The 18,946-nt window shown below is 71.9% G+C and carries 23 protein-coding genes and 1 pseudogene; 8 read left to right on the forward strand and 16 right to left on the reverse strand.

The window, feature by feature from the left end; all coding sequences use genetic code 11:
• Positions 1 to 132: 132 nt before the first annotated feature.
• Positions 133 to 861 (reverse strand): HAD family hydrolase, encoded by a 729-nt coding sequence (locus ACIG3E_RS15070; protein ID WP_399615680.1) that lies wholly within the window; start codon positions 859 to 861, stop codon positions 133 to 135.
• Positions 862 to 1,767, reverse strand: a complete 906-nt coding sequence (locus ACIG3E_RS15075) for a winged helix-turn-helix domain-containing protein (RefSeq protein WP_399615836.1) — start codon at positions 1,765 to 1,767, stop codon at positions 862 to 864.
• Between the two features lie 125 nt (positions 1,768 to 1,892).
• On the opposite strand from ACIG3E_RS15075, the gene ACIG3E_RS15080 reads away from it, so the two are divergent.
• The gene (locus ACIG3E_RS15080) at positions 1,893 to 2,081 is read left to right on the forward strand and encodes a hypothetical protein (protein ID WP_138960462.1); all 189 of its coding nucleotides are present in this window, start codon (positions 1,893 to 1,895) and stop codon (positions 2,079 to 2,081) included.
• A gap of 6 nt (positions 2,082 to 2,087) precedes the next feature.
• Here the strand turns inward: ACIG3E_RS15080 and ACIG3E_RS15085 are convergent, their stop codons facing one another.
• The 3 genes from ACIG3E_RS15085 to ACIG3E_RS15095 form a co-directional block, all read right to left on the reverse strand.
• Positions 2,088 to 2,951, reverse strand: coding sequence for a winged helix-turn-helix domain-containing protein (locus ACIG3E_RS15085; protein WP_399615838.1), 864 nt, complete (start codon positions 2,949 to 2,951; stop codon positions 2,088 to 2,090).
• An 869-nt stretch (positions 2,952 to 3,820) separates the two neighbouring features.
• Complete coding sequence (locus ACIG3E_RS15090) at positions 3,821 to 4,789, reverse strand: asparaginase (RefSeq protein WP_399615683.1); 969 nt, start codon at positions 4,787 to 4,789, stop codon at positions 3,821 to 3,823.
• Between the two features lie 114 nt (positions 4,790 to 4,903).
• Entirely contained in the window at positions 4,904 to 5,575 is a 672-nt protein-coding gene (locus ACIG3E_RS15095; RefSeq protein WP_399615684.1) for an ABC transporter substrate-binding protein, read from the reverse strand.
• A gap of 157 nt (positions 5,576 to 5,732) precedes the next feature.
• On the opposite strand from ACIG3E_RS15095, the gene dtd reads away from it, so the two are divergent.
• Positions 5,733 to 6,158, forward strand: coding sequence for a D-aminoacyl-tRNA deacylase (dtd, locus tag ACIG3E_RS15100; protein WP_399615686.1), 426 nt, complete (start codon positions 5,733 to 5,735; stop codon positions 6,156 to 6,158).
• 34 nt (positions 6,159 to 6,192) lie between these two features.
• Here the strand turns inward: dtd and ACIG3E_RS15105 are convergent, their stop codons facing one another.
• The 3 genes from ACIG3E_RS15105 to ACIG3E_RS15115 are packed head-to-tail and all read right to left on the reverse strand — an operon-like array spanning position 6,193 to position 8,286.
• A complete protein-coding gene (locus ACIG3E_RS15105) occupies positions 6,193 to 7,158 on the reverse strand; it encodes a YgfZ/GcvT domain-containing protein (protein ID WP_399615689.1) in 966 nt (321 codons plus the stop codon).
• A 34-nt stretch (positions 7,159 to 7,192) separates the two neighbouring features.
• The gene (locus tag ACIG3E_RS15110) at positions 7,193 to 7,696 is read right to left on the reverse strand and encodes a Fur family transcriptional regulator (RefSeq protein ID WP_399615691.1); all 504 of its coding nucleotides are present in this window, start codon (positions 7,694 to 7,696) and stop codon (positions 7,193 to 7,195) included.
• Between the two features lie 17 nt (positions 7,697 to 7,713).
• Positions 7,714 to 8,286, reverse strand: a complete 573-nt coding sequence (locus tag ACIG3E_RS15115) for an FABP family protein (RefSeq protein WP_399615693.1) — start codon at positions 8,284 to 8,286, stop codon at positions 7,714 to 7,716.
• Between the two features lie 244 nt (positions 8,287 to 8,530).
• Between ACIG3E_RS15115 and ACIG3E_RS15120 the strand changes: the two genes are divergently transcribed.
• Positions 8,531 to 8,791, forward strand: a complete 261-nt coding sequence (locus tag ACIG3E_RS15120; RefSeq protein ID WP_399615695.1) for a DUF3099 domain-containing protein — start codon at positions 8,531 to 8,533, stop codon at positions 8,789 to 8,791.
• Between the two features lie 146 nt (positions 8,792 to 8,937).
• Here the strand turns inward: ACIG3E_RS15120 and ACIG3E_RS15125 are convergent, their stop codons facing one another.
• The 7 genes from ACIG3E_RS15125 to ACIG3E_RS15155 form a co-directional block, all read right to left on the reverse strand.
• Positions 8,938 to 9,225, reverse strand: coding sequence for a DUF1416 domain-containing protein (locus ACIG3E_RS15125; protein ID WP_399615697.1), 288 nt, complete (start codon positions 9,223 to 9,225; stop codon positions 8,938 to 8,940).
• Between the two features lie 47 nt (positions 9,226 to 9,272).
• Positions 9,273 to 10,118 carry a sulfurtransferase gene (locus ACIG3E_RS15130; protein WP_399615699.1) on the reverse strand — a complete coding sequence of 282 codons (846 nt, stop codon included), beginning with the start codon at positions 10,116 to 10,118 and terminating at the stop codon, positions 9,273 to 9,275.
• 140 nt (positions 10,119 to 10,258) lie between these two features.
• Positions 10,259 to 10,339 (reverse strand): putative leader peptide, encoded by an 81-nt coding sequence (locus tag ACIG3E_RS15135; RefSeq protein ID WP_361843195.1) that lies wholly within the window; start codon positions 10,337 to 10,339, stop codon positions 10,259 to 10,261.
• Between the two features lie 237 nt (positions 10,340 to 10,576).
• Complete coding sequence (locus tag ACIG3E_RS15140) at positions 10,577 to 11,329, reverse strand: DUF2993 domain-containing protein (RefSeq protein WP_399615701.1); 753 nt, start codon at positions 11,327 to 11,329, stop codon at positions 10,577 to 10,579.
• A 109-nt stretch (positions 11,330 to 11,438) separates the two neighbouring features.
• The gene (locus ACIG3E_RS15145) at positions 11,439 to 12,638 is read right to left on the reverse strand and encodes a hypothetical protein (protein WP_399615703.1); all 1,200 of its coding nucleotides are present in this window, start codon (positions 12,636 to 12,638) and stop codon (positions 11,439 to 11,441) included.
• Positions 12,635 to 12,889: a MoaD/ThiS family protein gene (locus ACIG3E_RS15150; protein WP_399615705.1), complete on the reverse strand. Its 255-nt coding sequence runs from the start codon at positions 12,887 to 12,889 to the stop codon at positions 12,635 to 12,637. Before ACIG3E_RS15150 ends, ACIG3E_RS15145 begins: the two co-directional genes overlap by 4 nt.
• Positions 12,890 to 12,909: 20 nt before the next feature.
• Positions 12,910 to 13,755, reverse strand: coding sequence for an alpha/beta hydrolase (locus tag ACIG3E_RS15155; RefSeq protein WP_399615707.1), 846 nt, complete (start codon positions 13,753 to 13,755; stop codon positions 12,910 to 12,912).
• 281 nt (positions 13,756 to 14,036) lie between these two features.
• Here ACIG3E_RS15155 and ACIG3E_RS15160 point away from each other — a divergent pair.
• Positions 14,037 to 14,736 (forward strand): annotated as a pseudogene (locus tag ACIG3E_RS15160) (response regulator transcription factor); the annotation flags it as partial.
• 127 nt (positions 14,737 to 14,863) lie between these two features.
• Positions 14,864 to 15,889: a LacI family DNA-binding transcriptional regulator gene (locus tag ACIG3E_RS15165; RefSeq protein WP_399615709.1), complete on the forward strand. Its 1,026-nt coding sequence runs from the start codon at positions 14,864 to 14,866 to the stop codon at positions 15,887 to 15,889.
• Between the two features lie 63 nt (positions 15,890 to 15,952).
• Here the strand turns inward: ACIG3E_RS15165 and ACIG3E_RS15170 are convergent, their stop codons facing one another.
• Positions 15,953 to 16,207 (reverse strand): CopG family transcriptional regulator, encoded by a 255-nt coding sequence (locus ACIG3E_RS15170; RefSeq protein ID WP_150511857.1) that lies wholly within the window; start codon positions 16,205 to 16,207, stop codon positions 15,953 to 15,955.
• A gap of 536 nt (positions 16,208 to 16,743) precedes the next feature.
• Between ACIG3E_RS15170 and ACIG3E_RS15175 the strand changes: the two genes are divergently transcribed.
• The 3 genes from ACIG3E_RS15175 to ACIG3E_RS15185 all read left to right on the forward strand — a co-directional run bounded on the left by ACIG3E_RS15175 (position 16,744) and on the right by ACIG3E_RS15185 (position 18,807).
• Positions 16,744 to 17,064 (forward strand): hypothetical protein, encoded by a 321-nt coding sequence (locus tag ACIG3E_RS15175; RefSeq protein WP_399615712.1) that lies wholly within the window; start codon positions 16,744 to 16,746, stop codon positions 17,062 to 17,064.
• A gap of 190 nt (positions 17,065 to 17,254) precedes the next feature.
• Entirely contained in the window at positions 17,255 to 17,689 is a 435-nt protein-coding gene (locus ACIG3E_RS15180) for a hypothetical protein (RefSeq protein WP_399615714.1), read from the forward strand.
• A 107-nt stretch (positions 17,690 to 17,796) separates the two neighbouring features.
• Entirely contained in the window at positions 17,797 to 18,807 is a 1,011-nt protein-coding gene (locus ACIG3E_RS15185) for a S1C family serine protease (RefSeq protein ID WP_399615716.1), read from the forward strand.
• Positions 18,808 to 18,946: the final 139 nt, after the last annotated feature.

Raw genomic sequence — 18,946 nt, forward strand, 5'->3', positions numbered from 1 at the left:
ACCGGTTCTGCCCGACGGGGAAACCGATCCGTTGGAGACGAATGAGAGGAGCGGAGCAAAAGTACCCCCTGAGTCTCGGCCTCCGACGCCTCAACTCCCCCAAGTTGAAACGTTTTGGCGCTGAGCGGTTGGTCACCCGGCCGCCCCGAGGGACCGCACCACGGAAAGCACCGGCTCCAGCGAGGTCACGACCCGGTCGGCACCGGCCTCGCGCAGGAGCCCCTCCTTGCGGGCGTCGCGCGCGTACCCCAGGAAGTGCACGCCCGCGGCCCTGGCGGCGAGGAAGTCCGACGGGGTGTCGCCGATCATGAGCGTGCCCGCCGGGTCGGCGCCCATCGCGCCCAGGGCCCGCCGCACGCAGTGCGGGTCCGGTTTGAGCAGCCGCAGGTCCTGGGTGCGGCCGTATATGTGCGGCGCGAAGCAGTCGAGCAGGCCGCGCCCGCCGAGGTAACGGATCGCGGCCCGGGGCGAGTTGTTCGTGGTGATGGCGAGCCGGACGCCGACGGCCGACCAGGTGCGGATCAGCGCGTCGGCGTACGGCGTCGGCCAGGCCGAGCCGACCGCCGTCAGCTCCTCGTGCGTGAGCCGCTCCTCCAGCTCGACAACGAGGTCGCTGCCGGGCCTGCGGCGGTCGACGGCGCGCAGCACGACCTGCGGGTCGGGGTCGTCGCGCACCCCGTTGGTGAGCAGGCCGTGCAGCCCCCGCCCCTCCAGCCAGCGGACCTGCTCGCGGGCCACCCCCACCGCCGAATGCCGGGCGAACAGGCGGCAGATGGGGCCGTCGAAGTCGAAGAGCACGTAACGGGCGAGCTCGATCAGCTTCCGCAGGCCCTCGGTCGGATCAGTCGCTTCAGAAGTCACCTAAGAGAGTGTTAGGTCCGACGTGATCGTTTCCCAGAGTGCGTCGAACCACTTCTGAGATTCCCCCACGAAGCCGGAGTCGCGCGGATTGGCGCCGTCGGTGAAGGAGAACAGCGGCGTCTTGAGGCCGCCCGCGTCCCACATCTCCACCGTCTCGCCCCCGTCCACGTCCAGCTCCACCCGCTCGCGCTCCAGCGTGTAGTAGGCGAGGAGCGCCTCGTGCCCGTTGAGTACGTAGAGCTTGACCGGCGAGGTGAACGGCAGGGCCCGGAAGGCGACGCGGACGTCGATGCCATGCGGCTCGTTGCGCAGCGTGAGCAGGTTGTGGCGCAGGACCTGCCCTTGGGCGTTGCGCTGCGCGAGCCAGCGCTGGTGCAGCCGCTCGCGGCTCTCGCGCTCCGCCTGCACCGGAACCGGGAAGGCCAGTTCGATGTCGCTGCTCGGCAGCAGGATGCGCACGTCGATGGATTGAGGGCGCAACAGGCCCGCGTGGATCTGCCGGATCGGCTCGGTGAGGGCGTTCATCAGGGTCTCCGCCGTGAACGAGACCGCGTCCACACGCACGTGCGGCTGTGTGAACGCCTCCACCAGGCGCGGGGCGAGCCCGACCATGGACGGCTGCGGCTCCGGCGTCGCGGAGGCGGTCGGCTCGGCCGGGGCCGCGACCCGGGGCGGGCTGCCCTTGGTGACGTGGTTGATCAGACCGTCGCGGTGCAGGCCGTGCAGGGCCTGGCGTACGGTGCCGCGCTCCACGCCGAACTCCTCGGCGAGGCGGGCCTGGGTGGGCAGGCGGTCGCCGGGTTTGAGGGTGCCGGTGCGGATGCGGTCACGCAGGGCGTCGGCGATGTCCTGGGGCGAGGGCTTGCTCCTGCCGGTCACGGCACCGTTCTCCTTGGTCACGACCAGACGATACAACTACCCACCATCTTTGGGGAGTTGGGCACAGAGTTGTTTATGAACACCTGCCAAGTGGGGACAACTTCAATGAGTTGGTTGCCAACTCTTCCAAGATGGCAGAAGGGGGAACCACCATGCCCGCCATAGCTCTCCTCGCAGCCGTGTTCGCCGTCGTCGTCGAGCAGCTGGTGCAGTGGAAGTACGGAACCCTCGGCATCGTCGGGCTGCTCCTGCTGACCGTGGGCGTCAAGGCGAGGAACACCACGTGCAGCTCCCTGGGCGCGCTCGTCCTCGCTCTGCTGGTGACGGGGCCCGCCCTGTAGGCGGGGCTAGGGACCCGGGTTCAGCCTCAGGTCCCTGCTGATCGTGTTCCACAGGGCGTTGAACCACAGGTGGGACTGTTCCACGAAGGTGGTGTCCCGCAGGCCGTCCCCCTGGAGGAAGGGGAAGAGCATCGACCGCGTGCCCTGCGCGTCCCACATCTCCAGATACTCCTGGCCGATCTCCTCACCGCGCTTGGTGAGGGTGTAGTACGCGAACAGCGCCTCGGAGCCGTTGAGCAGATAGAGCTTCACCGGAGGGGTGAACGGCAGCGCCCGGAACTCCACTCGTACGTCGATGCCGTGCGTGCCGCGCAGGGTGAGCAGGTTGTGGCGCAGGACCTGCCCCTGCGCGTTGCGCTGGTCGAGCCAGCGGCGGTGCACGGGGCCGTCCGAGTCCCCGCCCCCCACCGGGGCCGGGAAGGCGAGGTCGATGTCGCGGCTCGGTAGCAGGACGCGGACGTCGATCTTGGCCGGTTTCAGCCGTCCGGCGTGGATCTGCCGGAGCGGCTCGCCGATCGCCATCGTCAGCGAGATGGACGTCAGGCACAGCGCGTCGATCTCCACGTGCGGCGCCTGGAACGCGGCGGCTATGCGCGGCGCGAGCCCGACCATCGTGGGCTGCGGGCGCACCGCGTCGGGGCTCGGCGCGGCCGGGGTCGCGACCGTGGCGGGGCTGCCCTTGGACACGTTGGCCAGCAGCTGTTCGCCCTGCAGGATGCGCAGGGCCTGGCGCACCGCACCGCGCTCCACCCCGAACTCGGACGCGAGCTCCGCCTGCGTGGGCATGCGCTGCCCCGGCCGCAGCAGGCCCGATCTGATCCGGGACCGCAGCTCGTCCGCCACGTCGCGGTGCGAGCGGTGCGGCGGCATGCCCGGCCTTTTCCGACCGTTGACGGAGGCTTGGTCCGTGCTCACAACCAAACCGTACAACTTCCCGCCATCTTTGGGGAGTTGTACGGTGGGTGGTTATAAGACGCGCCAGGGCGGAGATAAGCCCAGTGGAGTTGGTGGCCAACTCGGGCGAACATGGTCGGAACCGTGGAAGGGTTGGCTGCCAGCTCCGCTCCCAGGTCGGGCTGACCGGGCTCTCATCCGGAGGGGAGCCGGGAGTTCGGTCAGCCGTTGAGCGGGGCGGGGGTGCCCCTGGCCGTGGGGGCGGCGGCACATGGGGCCCGCCGCCCCCACGGCAACCCGACCCCCACGGGGCCTGACGCCCCTCCACCCCTGCCTGCCCGTCGCTCCCCAGCCTTGCCGGGTCCCCCGCCGCTACCGCGGCGGTTCCTCCCCCACCCACCCACCCGTTTCTCCCCGGCCTTGCGGGGCCGGACCCCGACGCGGGGCGCTGCGGCTCCGTTTCCCCCGCCCGCCCACCCGTCACACCATGGCTTCGCCAGCCGGACCCCGACGCGGGGCGCTGCGCGTGGTGCCGTAGCCGGTGGGGGCGGGTGGGTGGGGCCGCCCGGCGGGGGACGCCACGCGGGGAGGGGTGCCCCCGCCTCCGCCCCCGCTGTGGGCAATCGTCCCGCGGGGCGGGACGGGTGGGCACAGCGCCGAGGTGCCGCGCAACCGTTGAACCCGGCCCCGGCCCAGGAAGGTGCCGCGCAACCGTTGAACCAGGCCCCGGCCCCGGGCAAGGTGCCGCGCAACCGTCACACCAGGCCCCAGCCCCGGCACGGGCGGGCCAGGACCCCAGCCAGGCCCAGCCCCGGCCAAGGCAGGCACCGGCCAGGCCGAGGCTTCTAGAAGACCGCCCTGATCTCGCCCACGGGCACGCCGCCGCCGTGCAGGGGCGCCTCCGCCAAGCGGGCCAGGACCGGAGAGTCGAGCCCCGCGCGGCCGAGCGCGCGAGCCAGGACCGGCCCCAACACCCTCGTACCGCCGTCGTCGATCTTGAAGGCCAGCGCCCGCCCATCCGCGAGGGCCACGGCCTGCACCGCCTCGGCCCCCATCTTGGACAGCGTCCCGGGCACCTCCCGCATGAGCCACGTGTCCGGCCGCCGCGTCCCGGCCACGTACTCCGGGTGCGCCCGCATCGCGTCGGCCACGCGCCGCTCGGCCGTACCGGGCGCGGCAAGCACGAAGTGCCGGTAGGCGCGGGCGAGCCCCGTCAGGGAGATCGCCATCAGCGGCGCCCCGCACCCGTCCGTGCCGACGGCCGCGACTCGCTCCCCCGCCGCCTCCTCGATCACGTCGTGCGTGAGGCGCTGGAGCGGATGCGCGGGGTCCAGATAGGTCTCCCGGTCCCAGCCGTTCAGGTCGCACACCGCGAGCATCGCCGTGTGCTTGCCGGAGCAGTTCATGGTGACCCGGTCCCGCACGGCCCCCGCCGCCAGGTACGTCTCGGCCTCGACGGGGTCGAGCGGCAGGTCGGGCGGGCACCGCAGCGCGGCGGCGGTCAGCCCGTGCTCGGCGAGCATCTTCCGCACCAGGTCCCGATGGAACGTTTCGCCGGAGTGGCTGGCGGCCGCGAGCGCGAGCCGCTCCCCCGCCAGGTCGAGCCCGGCCCGCAGCACCGCCGCGGCCTGCATCGGCTTGTTCGTGGAGCGCGGGAACACGGGCGCCGCGACGTCCCCGAGCGCCAGCTCGACCTCGCCGTCCGCCCCGAGCAGCACGAGGCTGCCCCGATGGCGGCCCTCGACGAAGCCGGAACGTACGACTTCGGCGAGGACCGGCGGTATGACGGGGGTGGCGGCGGACGTCGGCGTCATCTTCGGCTCCGTGGTGCGGGTGGTGCGACGGACCGCCCGCGCCCGGCCGGGGCCGCGGACACGGCCGGGATCAGGGGGATCGCCGGTCGCTCCGGGCCGCCGGGGCCGAGGGGGTCATGCGAGCAGGTCGTCTACTTGTGCTTCGCCTTCACGGTACCTGCGCGTGATCTCCGCACTGCAATCGTCCGTGGTCCGCTGCATCTCCTGGCGCCGCCGGGACACCTGCTGCTCGTACCGTACGAGACGGCCCATGGCGGTGTGCAGCTCGTCGTCCGTGCGGGCGGCGAGGTCGGAGAGCGCGACCTCGGCGAGCATGTCGGCGGCGAGCCGCCGGTACTCCTCGCTGTGCGGCGTCCCGAGCGTCACGTGCCGGGCCGAGGCGCGGCGGCGGGCCGGGCCGTCCGTGAGGATCTCCGGGAGCCGGTCCACGACGAGGGCCGCCGTCCCATCGCCGTCCGGAACGCCCGGAGCGCCCGGGACACCGTCCTGGGTCGCTCCCGCTCGCGTCCGCGCACGGCGCGCGGTCTCGGCGCGCAGGATGTCGATGCGCCCCTGGAGCAGCCGTCGTACGTAGCTCAGATCGGCCTCGTCCTGCTGTGCGGCCCGGCGCAGCTCGCGCAGCTCCGGCAGGCGCAGCGCGGCCAGGTCGTGGGCGGGCGCCTCGGGCAGGACGGGGCTGTCGGTGCGCTGCACGGGCGGGCGCGGCACGGGTGCGCCGCCGAAGCCCCCGCCCGTGGCGCTGGCCTGCCTCGCCCTGGGTGCCCTTGGCGTACTGGGTGTGCTCATGTGGCTCTACCGTCCCCTCAGCCGGCGCGGTACACCGCGTGTGAGCATGGTGCCACCCCGCGTGGCCACTCTGTGACCGAGTGCCCCCAATCGGCCCCGGATGGGGGGTTCCGGACCGGCGCGCGGACGGCGCGCACGGGCAGGGCATGATGGCGGCATGCGTGCGGTGGTGCAGAGGGTGGACGGCGCGAGCGTCGTCGTGGACGGCGAGACGGTCGGCGAGATCACGGGCGAGGGCCTGTGCGTGCTCGTCGGGGTCACGCACGACGACACCAAGGAGAAGGCCGCGCGGCTGGCCCGCAAGCTGTGGTCCGTACGGATGCTGCACGACGAGAAGTCCTGCTCGGACGTCGACGCGCCGCTCCTGGTGATCAGCCAGTTCACCCTGTACGGCGACGCGCGCAAGGGCCGCAGGCCCACGTGGAACGCGGCCGCGCCCGGGGACGTGGCCGAGCCCCTGGTCGACGAGGTCGTCGCCCAGCTCCGGACCCTTGGCGCGACCGTCGCCACGGGGCGCTTCGGCGCCGCGATGCGCGTGGGCCTGACGAACGACGGGCCGTTCACGGTACTGCTGGAGGTGTGACGCCCCGCTCCCGCGCCCCGCTCCCGCGAGGGGCCTACGGCTCGACCACGGTTTCCTGGGCCGCGGCGGTCGTGCCCGCCATCAGCTCCGCGTCCACGGGCACGTTCCGCTTCACCAGGGCCAGGGCGATCGGGCCCAGCTCGTGGTGGCGTACGGACGTGGTGATGAACCCGAGCTTGCGGCCGTCGGGCCCGTCCGCGGCGAGGTGGAGGGGCGTGCCGTGCGCCGGCAGGTGCACCTCGCTGCCGTCCAGGTGCAGGAAGACCAGGCGGCGCGGCGGCTTGCCCAGGTTCTGCACGCGGGCGACGGTCTCCTGGCCGCGGTAGCAGCCCTTCTGGAGGTGCACGGCGGTGCCGATCCAGCCCAGCTCGTGCGGGATGGTGCGGTGGTCGGTCTCGAAGGCGAGCCGGGGCAGGTGGTGCTCGACGCGCAGCGCCTCGTGGGCGAGGAGCCCGGCGGCGGGGCCGTGCGCCTCGGCGAAGGCGGGCAGGTCGGCGCGCGGCAGGAAGGCGTCGCGGCCGTGCGCGGTCTCGCGGACGGCGACGCCGTCGGGCAGGGCGGCGATCGACCCGGCGGGCAGGTGCACGACGGCGAAGTCCTCGGTGCGGTCGGCGACTTCGACGCGGTAGAAGAACTTCATGCTCTCCAGGTACGCGATGAGCGCGTCCTGGGTGCCGGGCTCGACGTGCGCCCACATCGTCTCGCCGTCGTCGACGAGGTAGAGGGCGTGCTCGATGTGCCCGTTGGCGGAGAGGATCAGCGCCTCGGTGGCCTGGCCCGCCGGGAGGTCGCTGACGTGCTGGGTGAGCAGCAGGTGCAGCCAGCTCAGCCGGTCGGCGCCGGTCACGGTGACCACGCCGCGGTGCGAGAGGTCGACGAATCCGGTGCCGTCGGCGAGGGCGCGCTGCTCGCGGAACAGGTCGCCGTAGTGGGCGGCGACGCCTTCGTCCACGCCCTCGGCGGGGACGGCGCCGGGCAGGGACAGCAGGGGGCTCTTCATGTTCACAAAGACTACGACTCGCGGAGCCCCGTGTTTATTTCTCCCCCGGGCCCTCGCCACCGGTCTTCGCCGTGGCCGCGACGGCGTCCTCGGCGGCGGGGCCGTCCGTCGCGCACGTACCGCACCGGCCGAAGATCGCGAAGTGCTTCAGGTCCGTGTCGAAGCCGAACGTCGCGCGGAGCTTCTCGGTGAAGTCCGCGGCGACGTCGAGGTCGGCCTCGATGACCGTCGTGCAGTCCCGGCACACCAGGTGGATGTGGTCGTGGCGGTCCGCGAGGTGGTAGGTGGGCGCGCCGTGCCCGAGGTGGGCGTGGGAGACGAGCCCGAGCTCCTCCAGGAGCTCCAGGGTGCGGTAGACGGTGGAGATGTTGATCCCCGACGCCGTCCTGCGGACCTCGCAGAGGATGTCGTCGGGGGTCGCGTGCTCAAGGGCGTCGACGGCTTCCAGGACGAGCTGGCGCTGCGGCGTGAGGCGGTATCCGCGCTGCCGCAGGTCACTCTTCCAGTCCGTCGTCGCGTCCGGGTCCGTGGTCACCACACCCCCGAGTGTAGGGACTACTTGAAGAAGGCGATGCCGTCGTCGGGCAGGTCTCCCAGGTTGCGGGCCATCTCGGCGACCTCTTCGGGGGAGACGACCTTCTTGAGCTGGGCCGACATGTAGGGGCGCAGCGGCACCTCGGGCGTCTGCTTCTCGCCGACCCACATCAGGTCGCTGTTCACATAGCCGTACAGGCGCTTGCCGCCGCTGTACGGGCCGGAGGCCGCGGTGCGGGCGACGGCGTCGGTGGCCAGGTCGATCTGCGGCTTCTGGTCGGCGAGCTCGCCGTACCAGACCTCGACGACGCCGTCCTGGCGGACCATGACGACCTCGACCTTGCGGTCCTTGTCGACGCGCCAGAAGCCGGACTCGGACTCCAGGGGCTCGGTCTTCTTGCCCTCGGCGTCGAGCACCCACGTGTGCGAGTGGTACTCGAGGAAGTCCCGCCCGTCGTGCGTGAAGGTGACCTCCTGGCCGAAGTTCGCCTTGGCGGAGCCGGGGAAGTCGGTGACGCCCGCGCCTTCCCAGGTGCCGAGGAGCCAGACGAGGGGGACGAGGTCGGGGTGCAGGTCGGACGGAATCTGGATCATGGGTTGCTCAGGAGTCTCTCGTGGGGGTCCCGGTGGGGGTCAGCGCTGGCCCTGGTACAGCTTCTTCACTGCCAGACCGGTGAAGGCGAGAACGCCGACGCAGACCAGGACAAGGAGTGCGGAGAAGAAGGCCTCAAGCACGGGGTGCTCCTCGGTGAGCTGTGGTGAGCGGTAACAGAGCCAGGCTCCACTGTAGTGGGGACGCGCGGCCGCTTCTCGGCGAGGTCCGCCGTACGCTGGACGTATGTACGCGCGACGGCGTCATGTGTACTTCGCCATGATGGGCACGTGCCTCGCCCTGTTCGTCCTGGCCTGGGGCGTCGTGCGGCTCTGGTCGGTCCCGGTCGCGGTCGGCATGTGCGTGGTGGCGATGGTGATCCCCCCGCTCGCGGCCATGGTGGCGAACCGCCGGGGCCCCGAGGACCGCTGGTGGGACGACCCGTCCGGCGACCCCAAGTCCGACGAGTGGTGGGACGAACTCGACGGCAGACGTCGCCGCCCCTAGCGGGGGTACGTGCCGGGTGATCGGCCACCTTTCAGCCCGTCCGGCGTTTGAGGACGAGGCGCGAAGCGCCGATGAACCCCCGCACGGCTGAGGGCCGCACCCCTTGGCGTCCAACCCCAGGATGCGGCCCCCGGCCAGAAACGCGCTCAGACGGCGATGGCCACCTCAGCGAGCCCGCCCTTCTGCGCGACCACGGTGCGGTCGGCACTGCCCCCCGGCACGAGGGCCCGCACGGTCCACGTGCCCTCGGCGGCGTAGAAGCGGAACTGACCGGTCGCCGAGGTCGGCACCTCGGCGGTGAACTCGCCGGTCGAGTCGAGCAGCCGGACGTAGCCGGTCACCGGCTCGCCGTCGCGGGTCACCTGGCCCTGGATGGTGGTCTCACCGGTCTTCGCCGTCGAGGCGTCGGGGCCGCCGGCCTTGGCTCCACACATGACGTACTCCTAGGACTGAATAGGAATGAAGGGGAAGGGGCGGCGGACTACTTGTTGGCGCCGAGCTCGATCGGCACGCCGACGAGGGAGCCGTACTCGGTCCAGGAGCCGTCGTAGTTCTTGACGTTCTCGACGCCGAGCAGCTCGTGCAGCACGAACCAGGTCAGGGCCGAGCGCTCACCGATGCGGCAGTAGGCGATGGTGTCCGTGCCGAGGTCGACCTGCTCGGCGGCGTAGAGGGCGCGCAGCTCGTCGTCCGACTTGAAGGTGCCGTCGTCGTTGGCGTTCTTCGACCACGGGATGTTGCGGGCGCTGGGCACGTGGCCGGGGCGCTGCGACTGCTCCTGGGGCAGGTGGGCCGGGGCGAGCAGCTTGCCGGAGAACTCGTCGGGCGAGCGCACGTCGACCAGGTTCTGCGAGCCGATCGCGGCGACGACGTCGTCGCGGAAGGCGCGGATGGACGTGTCCTGGGGCTTGGCCTTGTACGACGTCTCGGCGCGCTGCGGCACCTGGGAGCCGTCGACCAGGTCGCGGGAGTCCAGCTCCCACTTCTTGCGGCCGCCGTCGAGGAGGCGCACGTCCTGGTGGCCGTAGAGCTTGAAGTACCAGAAGGCGTAGGACGCGAACCAGTTGTTGTTGCCGCCGTAGAGCACGACGGTGGAGTCGTTCGCGATGCCCTTGGCGGAGAGGAGCTTCTCGAAGCCCTCCTGGTCGATGAAGTCGCGGCGGACCGGGTCCTGGAGGTCCTTGGTCCAGTCGATCCGGATCGCGTTCCTGATGTGGTTCTTGTCGTACGCCGAGGTGTCCTCGTCCACCTCTACGAGGACGACCTTCGGGTCGTCGAGGTGGGCCTCGACCCAGTCGGCGTCTACCAGGACGTCGCTGCGGCTCATGCGTTTCTCCTCCGGAGCAGGTGCGGCGAAGCTGAACGGTGGGGTGCGGGGACGCGCATGCGGGGAGGCACGGGCGCGCCGCACGTGATGGCCCTGACGGCGGTCAACGGGCCGGGGGATACGGGAGTCGGGCATCCCGCTCAGAGAGCGCGACAGAGCATGGCGGCGACGCGGCACAGGTCCACTGCCCGCCGCTTCGTGAGATCCGCCTGTCGGTGCATGGGTCCGATCGTAGGGACGCCCACAGGGCCGTGTCACCGCAATGTCGGATGGTGAGACGATTTAGTCCAGCATGTGATCGGAGTGCCGCTTTCCGGCCGTCGGCGGGGGCGTGCCGACCCGTTCCCACCGGAGGGGTGCCCGCCCGGCATCTGAGGGGCGGACACCTTCGTCTCGTACTACGGACAGCGCGGATGCCAAAACCGGCGCGCCGGAGGAATCCGGAGGACGCGGTTCAGTCAGGACACCAGGTCCACGTTCTCGCCCTTGACCGCCACGTCAACCCCGTCCGGTGCGGCCTGCACCGTGTCGAGCTGGATGCCGCCCGGCAGGTCCGAGACCTTCTCCTGGAAGTCGGTGACGTCGCGGACCAGGCCCTCGGGCAGCGGCACGCTGACGCCGAGCACGTTCAGCTTGTCCGGGATCTTGTCGGCGTGCACGCGGATGGTGTCGCCCTCGACGCTGACCGTGCTGAGCACGTCCACGGGCTCGGGCAGCTTCGTGCCGCCCTTGCTGACCTCGACCGAGACCTTGATCTTGCCGTCGCCGCCGTCGGAGAGGCCGACGACCTCGCCCTTCGCGCCGAGCGGCAGCTCGACCGGCTCGGCCTTGGCGGCCTTGAGGAGCTCGTCGTAGTCGATCCGGGCGACCCCCGCGGCCCGGTCGGCGGTGGCGGAGCTGTAGTCGCTGGAGAAGTCGACGCCGTGCATGGTGGCGCTGAGGTCGGCGACGCGGATGGTGTCGCCGTCGGACTTGGCGTCGTAGTCCTTCATCGTGATCTCGACGTCGTCGAGTTTGCCGCCGATGAACTGGGTCAGGAACGGGAAGCCCTTGATCGACACGTCAGGGGTGCTGCTCAGCCCCTCCTGGGTCTTGATCTTGTCGGCCGCCTCGCTCTCCGCGTACGAGACCGCGAAGCGGTCGGCCGCGACGAACAGGCCGCCGAGGACCACGACGACGATCAGGAGTATGCGTATCGCGCGCTTGCTCATGCCTGGATTCCCGTTCCCCCGCCTCAGAGTCAGTTGCCGCGAGCCTAAAGGACAGGTCCCCGGCGGGAGCGCCCGGCCGGGGACCTGTCGAACAGCTGTGACGCGAGGCTCAGCCGATGGCACGCCCCAGGAGGTACACCGCGGGCGCCGCGGCGGCCAGCGGCAGCGCGACCCCGGCAGTGAAGTGGACGAACCGCGACGGGTAGTCGTAGCTGGCGACCCGGTGCCCCACGAGCGCGCAGACCCCGGCGGCGAGGCCGAGCAGCGCGCCCTTGGAGCCGAAGTCCGTGGGCCCGCCGACCGCGATGCCCGCACCGGCGGCCGCGAGCAGCGCCACGACCACGGACGCCGGGGTGGGCAGCGGCAGCGCGCGGGCGAGCACGGCCGCCGCGACCGCGATGCCGCCGACGGTCGCCGCCTCGTGCACGGCGGCCAGGTGCCCGGCCGCGATGATCGTGAGCGCGCTGGAGGCGACGGTCGCCATCAGGCCGTACATCCGCTCGTCGGCACCGGCGTGGCTGCGCAGCTGGAGCACGAGGACGAGCAGCACCCAGACGCCGAGGGTGCCGAGGATCGCCGCCGGGGCGTTGCCCTCGCCGGTGGCAAGCAGCGCGGCGTCGGCGACGAGCCCGCCGAGGAACGCCAGCGCGATGCCCTGCCGGGCGGGCCACATGCCGTTCAGCCGGAACCATCCGGCGGCGGTCACGGCCTGGAGGATCACCAGCGGTACGAGCAGCGCGTACTGCCCCATCGCGGCGCCCCCGGCAAGGAGCAGCCCGAGCACCGCCGTGAGCGCGGCGGGCTGCATCCCCGGCTCGATGATCGGCGACCGCCCTTCGGCCCGAGCCCGCTGAGCATCGGTGACCCGAGCGTTCCCGGTGGTGGTGGCGGGCCCATAGGAGGGCTCGGGCTCGGGGGTCTCTTCTGCGGGCGGCTCGTACCCGCCTCCCCCTGTGGGCGGCTGGTCCGCCCAGGGGGCGGAACGGGCGGGCACAGCTGCGGCGCCCTGGTCCGGGTACTGGGCCTGGGCATAGGCGGCCTCGGGAGCCGGGGCCCACTGGTCAGCGGACTGCGAAGGCAGGTACGCGGTCTCGGTCACATCGGCGACAGGCAGAGGCGACGGCTGGACCTGCGTCTCCCAGGTCTGCCCCTGCCACTGCTGCGTATGGTCCTGGTACTCCGCCTGCCCGGCGTAAGGGTCCTGATACCCCCACTGCTGCTGATACGGGTCATAGGGGTCATACCCCTGCTGCCCCTGCTGCGCCTGGTACGGGTCGTACCCCTGGTGCGGCTGGTCGCTCAACGTCATCCTCCTGCGAACGGCGGGAGCACCTCGACCGTGCCGCCCTCGGCCAGACGTACCGTCTCATGGGCACGCGTACCCACGGGGTCGCCGTCGACGAGGAACGAGCAGCGGAGCAGGACGCGCTCCAGTTCCCCGGGGTGTCGCGCGCGGGCCGCGCTCAGCGCGTCGGCCAGCGTGGCCTCCGCGTACGGCTCCTCGGCAAGGCCCGCGGCCGCCTTCGCCGCGGCCCAGTACCGGATCGTTCCGGCTGCCATGGTGCCCCTCCTGCCACTCGTCACTCGGCGGTTGCCGACGTCCATGATGCCGTGGCCCAGTCGGCGATCCGCCCCAGGAGCGCGTCGTCCGCCGCGTGCTCGGCGTGGCCCATGCCCGCCTCCAGCCACAGCTCGGCCGCGCCGGACGCGGCGGCGGCCAGCATCCGCGGATGGTCGACGGGGAAGTACGGGTCCCGGTCGCCGTGGACGATCAGGAGCGGGGTCGGCGCGAGCAGCGGCACGGCCTCCGTCGGCGACAGGGGCACCGGGTCCCACTCGCGCGGATGGATGCGGGTGCGCAGGCCGAGGCGGCCCACGGCCCGGCCCGCGGGCCGGGTGACCAGCCAGTGCAGCCGCCGCATGGGCGCCGTACCCCGGTAGAACCAGCGGGCCGGAGCACTGACCGCCACGACGGCGTCAACGCGCGCTTCCGTGCGCCCCCCGTGCAACGCCGCGTGGCGCAGGACCACGGAGCCGCCCATGGAGAAACCGACGGTCACCACGCGCGCGTGCCCGAGCGAGCGCGCCCAGGCGACGGCCGCCGCCACGTCGAGCACCTCGCGGTCGCCCACCGTGGACCGTCCCGCGGAGGCTCCGTGCCCCCGAAACGAGAACGTGACCACGGCCGCACGCTGCGCGAACGCCCGCGCCGCCCGCCGCACGTGCGGCCGCTCCCGGTCCCCCGTGAAGCCGTGCGCGACCACGATCGCGGGCCCGCCGACCGGGCCGGGACCCGGGTCGTACGCGGCGTCGAGACGTACCCCGTCCGCCGTACGGAGCGTGGTACGCAGCGTGGCGCTCCGCTGAACGCGAGTGATCGGGGGCACAGAAGATCGCGCCGTCTGACCTGCCGGACCGGAACTCATGTGGGCTATTCTGCTGCGCAGAGGATCCGGGCAACGCAGCCCCCGGGTCCTTTCGTGCTTTCCGGGCCGGTCACATGGGCCGCGCGGAACGCCGTCGGTAAACGTAGCCTCAAGACCGGCGAGCACGGACGCCTCCCCGGGCGCGGGAGGTGTAGCAACGTACGAAGCAGTGCCCCCACGTCCTCGCACGGGACCCGAGGAGGAACCGACGTAATGGGCGAGCGAAACGTGCACGGCGGCCTGACGGCCGGGCAGGCCCCCCAGGCGGAGGGGGCGGCGCGATGAGTTCTCTGCTGCTCCTGACCAACGCCCTCCAGCCGTCGACGGAGGTGCTCCCCGCCCTCGGCCTGCTCCTGCACAACGTGCGGGTGGCCCCCGCCGAGGGCCCGGCCCTCGTGGACACCCCCGGCGCCGACGTCATCCTCGTCGACGGACGCCGTGACCTGCCGCAGGTCCGCAGCCTCTGCCAGCTCCTGCGCTCCACCGGGCCCGGCTGTCCGCTGCTCCTCGTCGTGACGGAGGGCGGCCTCGCCGCCGTCACCGCGGACTGGGGCATCGACGACGTCCTCCTGGACACCGCGGGCCCCGCCGAGGTCGAGGCGCGCCTGCGCCTGGCCATGGGCCGCAAGGAGATCACCGCCGACGACTCCCCCATGGAGATCCGCAACGGCGACCTGTCCGTGGACGAGGCGACGTACAGCGCGAAGCTGAAGGGCCGGGTCCTCGACCTGACCTTCAAGGAGTTCGAGCTGATCAAGTACCTCGCGCAGCACCCGGGCCGGGTCTTCACCCGCGCCCAGCTGCTCCAGGAGGTCTGGGGCTACGACTACTTCGGCGGCACCCGCACGGTCGACGTGCACGTACGACGGCTGCGGGCGAAGCTCGGCGTCGAGCACGAGTCGCTCATCGGCACCGTGCGCAACGTGGGCTACCGCTTCGTCGTCCCGGAGAAGCCGGAGCGCGTGGAGAAGGCCGAGAAGACCGAAAGCAAGCGGACGCCCCCTTCGTCCGCTTCGTCACAGCAGCCGTCCGCGGCGGTGTCCCGGGCGCCCGAGGAAGCGGCCGCACGCCCTGCTCAGGGCTGACTCCATCCGCGTAGACTGCGCGCGTGGCCAAGGTGACGCGGGACGATGTGGCGCGACTGGCGGGTACTTCGACCGCGGTCGTGAGCTACGTCATCAACAACGGACCCCGGCCGGTCGCCCCGGCCACGCGCGAGCGTGTCCTCGCCGCGATCAAGGAGCTGGGCTACCGCCCGGACCGGGTCGCCCAGGCCATGGCGTCCCGCCGCACGGACCTCATAGGCATGATCGTGCCGGACGCGCGCCAGCCGTTCTTCGCGGAGATGACGCACGCGGTGGAACAGGCGGCGTCCGAGCGCGGAAAGATGGTCCTGGTCGGCAACTCCGACTACGTGGAAGAGCGCGAGACCCACTATCTGCGGGCCTTCCTCGGCATGCGGGTCTCCGGTCTCATCCTGGTCAGCCACGGTCTGACGGACCAGGCGGCGGCCGAGATCGACGCGTGGGACGCGCGCGTGGTCCTGCTGCACGAGCGGCCGGAGGCCATCGACGACGTGGCCGTGGTCACGGATGACGTGGGCGGTGCCCAGCTCGCCACCCGGCACCTCCTGGAGCACGGACACGAGTACGTGGCGTGTGTCGGCGGCACGGCGGCGACGCCCACCGTCGGCGACCCGGTCTCCGACCACGTGGAGGGCTGGCGACGGGCGATGCGCGAGGCGGGCCGGCCGACCGAGGGCCGCCTCTTCGAAGCGCCGTACAACCGCTACGACGCGTATCAGCTGGCGCTCGGCTTCCTGAGCGGTCCCGACCGGCCCACCGCGATCTTCTGCTCCACCGACGACCAGGCCATCGGCGTCCTGCGGGCCGCGCGCGAGCTGCGGATCGACGTGCCGGGTGAGCTGGCCGTCGCCGGATTCGACGACGTGAAGGAGGCGGCGCTCACCGATCCGCCCCTCACGACGGTCGCCTCCGACCGTCCCGCGATGGCCCGCGCGGCCGTCGACCTGGTCCTCGACGACGGGCTGCGGGTCGCGGGGTCGCGGCGGGAGCGGCTGAAGGTCTTCCCGTCGCGCCTGGTGGTGCGCCGCTCCTGCGGCTGCGACGGCTGACCGGAGCCCGGCCGCGGCCACGGGTGCGTGGCCGGTCAGGGGAGCGGGCGCCGGGATCGCGGGTCAGACCAGCCAGAGCTGGCGGACCGACTTGCCGTCACGGGACTTGAGCAGGACCTCATTGCCGCCTGCCGACTCTCGCTCCACGAGATCGAGGAGAGCCACGGCTCGCCGGATGGTCTCGGTGATCGAGATGCCCTTCTGCTCCTTGTACCAGCGGAGCTTGGCCGCTGTCTCCGCGTTGATGTTCACGCTGAGGCGGGTGCTTTGAGTGTCTGCCGCCGTGGTGGGCGTCTCGGTCGTGTTGTCAGCAGGCATGCCAGTTCCCCTCAGAACCTCAGTAGGCAGATGTCACGGAGCTCCGGACACACGGACGCCGGGCAGCTCCGTCCAGGGCCTTCCCTGAATGCTCCCCGAGCGATCGCAAGCATCCGGGGCGACCCCGGTGCCGCAGATATGGGCGCTCCCCCTCACGGGTCCGCGCCGGCGCATCCCCCTGCGCCAGAAACCCAGGTCAGCGCGCGCCGACACCGGCGGATCCGCCGGTGCACGAGCCGGATCTCACGAGGCCGGTAACCGACCGGTCAAACGACCCATGACTTGCTCCTCCCAGCCGTGCTCGTCGGAACGCGTGCCATCCATGGTGCCCTCCCGCACACATCGTGTCAAGCAAATCCGTACCCGATGCGCTTTCAGTACACTCCTAGTGTGCATCAAATCCACATCACATGCGCGCCAAATGTTGAGAAAGATCACATGCGGTGTGGTAGCCTCGCTCAGGTGAAGCTTGGGGGTCCTGAGCTGTGGCCCGGCCCCCTCGCCCACAGGGCGATCACCGGAGGGGGCACCACGGGATGAATGAGCCGACACCTGCGCCCGGGGCGCGCAGGCAGGCCCGGCACGTGACCGTGCAGCTCTGCTGCGCGACGAAGGTGGGCCACCTTACGCCCTACCGCGAATGGCACAACGAGCAGCAGCTCACCGAGGTGCCCGAACTCCCCGCGCCCTTCGAGGAGTTCATCGAGGCCGACGACGAAGACCCCGGCCTCGCGGGAGAAGTGCTCCTGCGCGAGGATGAACCGCCCCTGCCGGACGGCGAGATCTGCCGGATCGGCCCTCCCCTCCCGGTGGAACCCTGCGGTGCCGGGGGGCAGGGGTGCCCCGTACACGAGTAACGAGACGGCGGGCGGTGCCCGGCGGCACCGCCCCCGACCCTGGAGGACGAGCAACCGTTGACGGACGCACCGACGTGGCGGCCGGGCCCGCCGCTCCCCCGCACCCCGGAGGCCTCGCCGGAGCCGGGCCCGCGCACCCCCGGGCCACCACCGGCGTCGGTCCCCCGCACGCCCCAGGCGGGAGGCTGCCGTGACGACCGGACCCGGTGACGACCTGACCGAGACCGAGCCGCCCTCCCCCGACGGGCTCGACCTCGGCTTCCTGCGCGACCACGTCCAGCCCGGCGGCCCCGGCCCCGGCGCCGGACGCGCCGCCGAGGCCGCGCCGCCCGCCCTCGTCGAGGACCTGCCGCCCTCCCCCGCCGGGCTCGACACCGAGCACTGGCTCAAGATCAGCAAGCAGCGGCACATGAACGAGACCCGGCGCGTGCTCGCCCTGGGGCTCTTCTGGCTCGTCTGCGTCCTGGCGGTAGTGCCCAGCCTCGCCCTGGTCTTCAGCCACTGGACGCACTTCAAGGCCGACAACTACCGCGAGATGAGCCTCGTCTTCACCCCCGTGGTGGCCCTCGCCAGCGCGGCCTTCGGCTTCTTCTTCGCCAGCGACGAGCGCAACCGCGACCTGTGAGCCACGGCGCACCGGCGCCAGGCCTTTATCTCGGGCAAACGGGGTTCTGCCGGGCTTCTCAGGGCGTGCTCAGAGGGCTCTCATCTACGGCCGTGATGCTCAGGTACATGACCGAGAGCTTCCGCCACAGCGGCGAGTACCACCCGCAGCAGTCCTCCCCTGGGCCCCACGGCGGTACGCAGGGCGCGTACCCGCCCCCGCCCGCCTACGAGCCGGAGCCCGCCGGGGTGCCCGCCGCCGCGCACCGGCGCCGGGCCAAGGGGCCCGCCGCCCTGCTCGCCGCGGTCGCCCTCGCCGCCGCGGCCGTCGGCGGCGGCACCGCCTACGCCGTCCAGACCCTCACCGGCGGCGACGACGGGACCGGCGCGAGGAACATCAACGGCACGAGCGTCTCCGCGGGCAGCAAGGGCACCGTCTCCGGCGTCGCCGCCGCCGTGACGCCCAGCACCGTCGAGATCAACGCCAGCGGCAACGCGGGCAAGTCCACCGGCTCCGGCGTGATCATCACCTCCGACGGCGAGATCATCACCAACAACCACGTCATCTCCGGCGCCACCTCGATCACCGTGCGGACCAGCGACGGCAAGACGTACCGGGCCAAGACCGTGGGCACCGACAGCAAGAAGGACCTCGCGCTCATCAAGCTGGAGGGCGCCTCCGGCCTGAAGGCCGCGAGCCTCGGCGACTCCGACAAGGTGCAGGTCGGCGACCAGGTCGTCGCCATCGGCTCGCCCGAGGGCCTGACCGGGACCGTCACCAGCGGCATCGTCTCCGCGCTCGACCGCGACGTGACCGTGTCCGCGGACCCCGGCAAGGGCGGCGGCCGGGAGCAGCAGGGGCCCGGCGGGGGCTGGCCCTTCGAGTTCGGCGGCCAGGAGTTCAACGGCGACACGGGGTCGTCGAAGACGACGTACAAGGCGCTGCAGACCGACGCCTCGCTCAACCCCGGGAACTCCGGGGGTGCCCTCATCGACATGAACGGGAACGTCGTCGCGATCAACTCCGCGATGTACGCGCCGAGTTCCGGCGACTCCGGAAGCGTCGGGCTCGGCTTCGCGATTCCCGTCAACACGGTGAAGGCGGACCTGCCGAAGCTGAGGTCCGGCGCGGACGGCTGAGCCGCTCTTTCGGCGCTCCGCGCCTCGTCCTCAAGCGCCGGACGGGCTACAACTGTCGCCGGTTGCGGCAGATCTTTCAGCCCCTCCGGCGTTTGAGGAGCGGGGGCCTGGGGGTGGAGCCCCCAGGAAGCGGGAAGGG

The organism is Streptomyces sp. NPDC053474 (genome assembly GCF_044544845.1).
GTDB lineage: Bacteria > Actinomycetota > Actinomycetes > Streptomycetales > Streptomycetaceae > Streptomyces.

Bases quoted from the DNA above. Each gene is read 5' to 3' on its own strand.
- ACIG3E_RS15085 (WP_399615838.1), bottom strand. From the start codon at position 2,951: ATGCCGCCGCACCGCTCGCACCGCGACGTGGCGGACGAGCTGCGGTCC.
- ACIG3E_RS15170 (WP_150511857.1), bottom strand. From the start codon at position 16,207: ATGCCTGCTGACAACACGACCGAGACGCCCACCACGGCGGCAGACACT.
- ACIG3E_RS15155 (WP_399615707.1), bottom strand. From the start codon at position 13,755: ATGAGTTCCGGTCCGGCAGGTCAGACGGCGCGATCTTCTGTGCCCCCG.
- dtd (WP_399615686.1), top strand. From the start codon at position 5,733: ATGCGTGCGGTGGTGCAGAGGGTGGACGGCGCGAGCGTCGTCGTGGAC.
- ACIG3E_RS15135 (WP_361843195.1), bottom strand. From the start codon at position 10,339: ATGCACCGACAGGCGGATCTCACGAAGCGGCGGGCAGTGGACCTGTGC.
- ACIG3E_RS15105 (WP_399615689.1), bottom strand. From the start codon at position 7,158: ATGAAGAGCCCCCTGCTGTCCCTGCCCGGCGCCGTCCCCGCCGAGGGC.
- ACIG3E_RS15125 (WP_399615697.1), bottom strand. From the start codon at position 9,225: ATGTGTGGAGCCAAGGCCGGCGGCCCCGACGCCTCGACGGCGAAGACC.
- ACIG3E_RS15115 (WP_399615693.1), bottom strand. From the start codon at position 8,286: ATGATCCAGATTCCGTCCGACCTGCACCCCGACCTCGTCCCCCTCGTC.
- ACIG3E_RS15185 (WP_399615716.1), top strand. From the start codon at position 17,797: ATGACCGAGAGCTTCCGCCACAGCGGCGAGTACCACCCGCAGCAGTCC.
- ACIG3E_RS15095 (WP_399615684.1), bottom strand. From the start codon at position 5,575: ATGAGCACACCCAGTACGCCAAGGGCACCCAGGGCGAGGCAGGCCAGC.
- ACIG3E_RS15130 (WP_399615699.1), bottom strand. From the start codon at position 10,118: ATGAGCCGCAGCGACGTCCTGGTAGACGCCGACTGGGTCGAGGCCCAC.
- ACIG3E_RS15140 (WP_399615701.1), bottom strand. From the start codon at position 11,329: ATGAGCAAGCGCGCGATACGCATACTCCTGATCGTCGTCGTGGTCCTC.
- ACIG3E_RS15150 (WP_399615705.1), bottom strand. From the start codon at position 12,889: ATGGCAGCCGGAACGATCCGGTACTGGGCCGCGGCGAAGGCGGCCGCG.
- ACIG3E_RS15080 (WP_138960462.1), top strand. From the start codon at position 1,893: ATGCCCGCCATAGCTCTCCTCGCAGCCGTGTTCGCCGTCGTCGTCGAG.
- ACIG3E_RS15175 (WP_399615712.1), top strand. From the start codon at position 16,744: ATGAATGAGCCGACACCTGCGCCCGGGGCGCGCAGGCAGGCCCGGCAC.
- ACIG3E_RS15120 (WP_399615695.1), top strand. From the start codon at position 8,531: ATGTACGCGCGACGGCGTCATGTGTACTTCGCCATGATGGGCACGTGC.
- ACIG3E_RS15145 (WP_399615703.1), bottom strand. From the start codon at position 12,638: ATGACGTTGAGCGACCAGCCGCACCAGGGGTACGACCCGTACCAGGCG.
- ACIG3E_RS15090 (WP_399615683.1), bottom strand. From the start codon at position 4,789: ATGACGCCGACGTCCGCCGCCACCCCCGTCATACCGCCGGTCCTCGCC.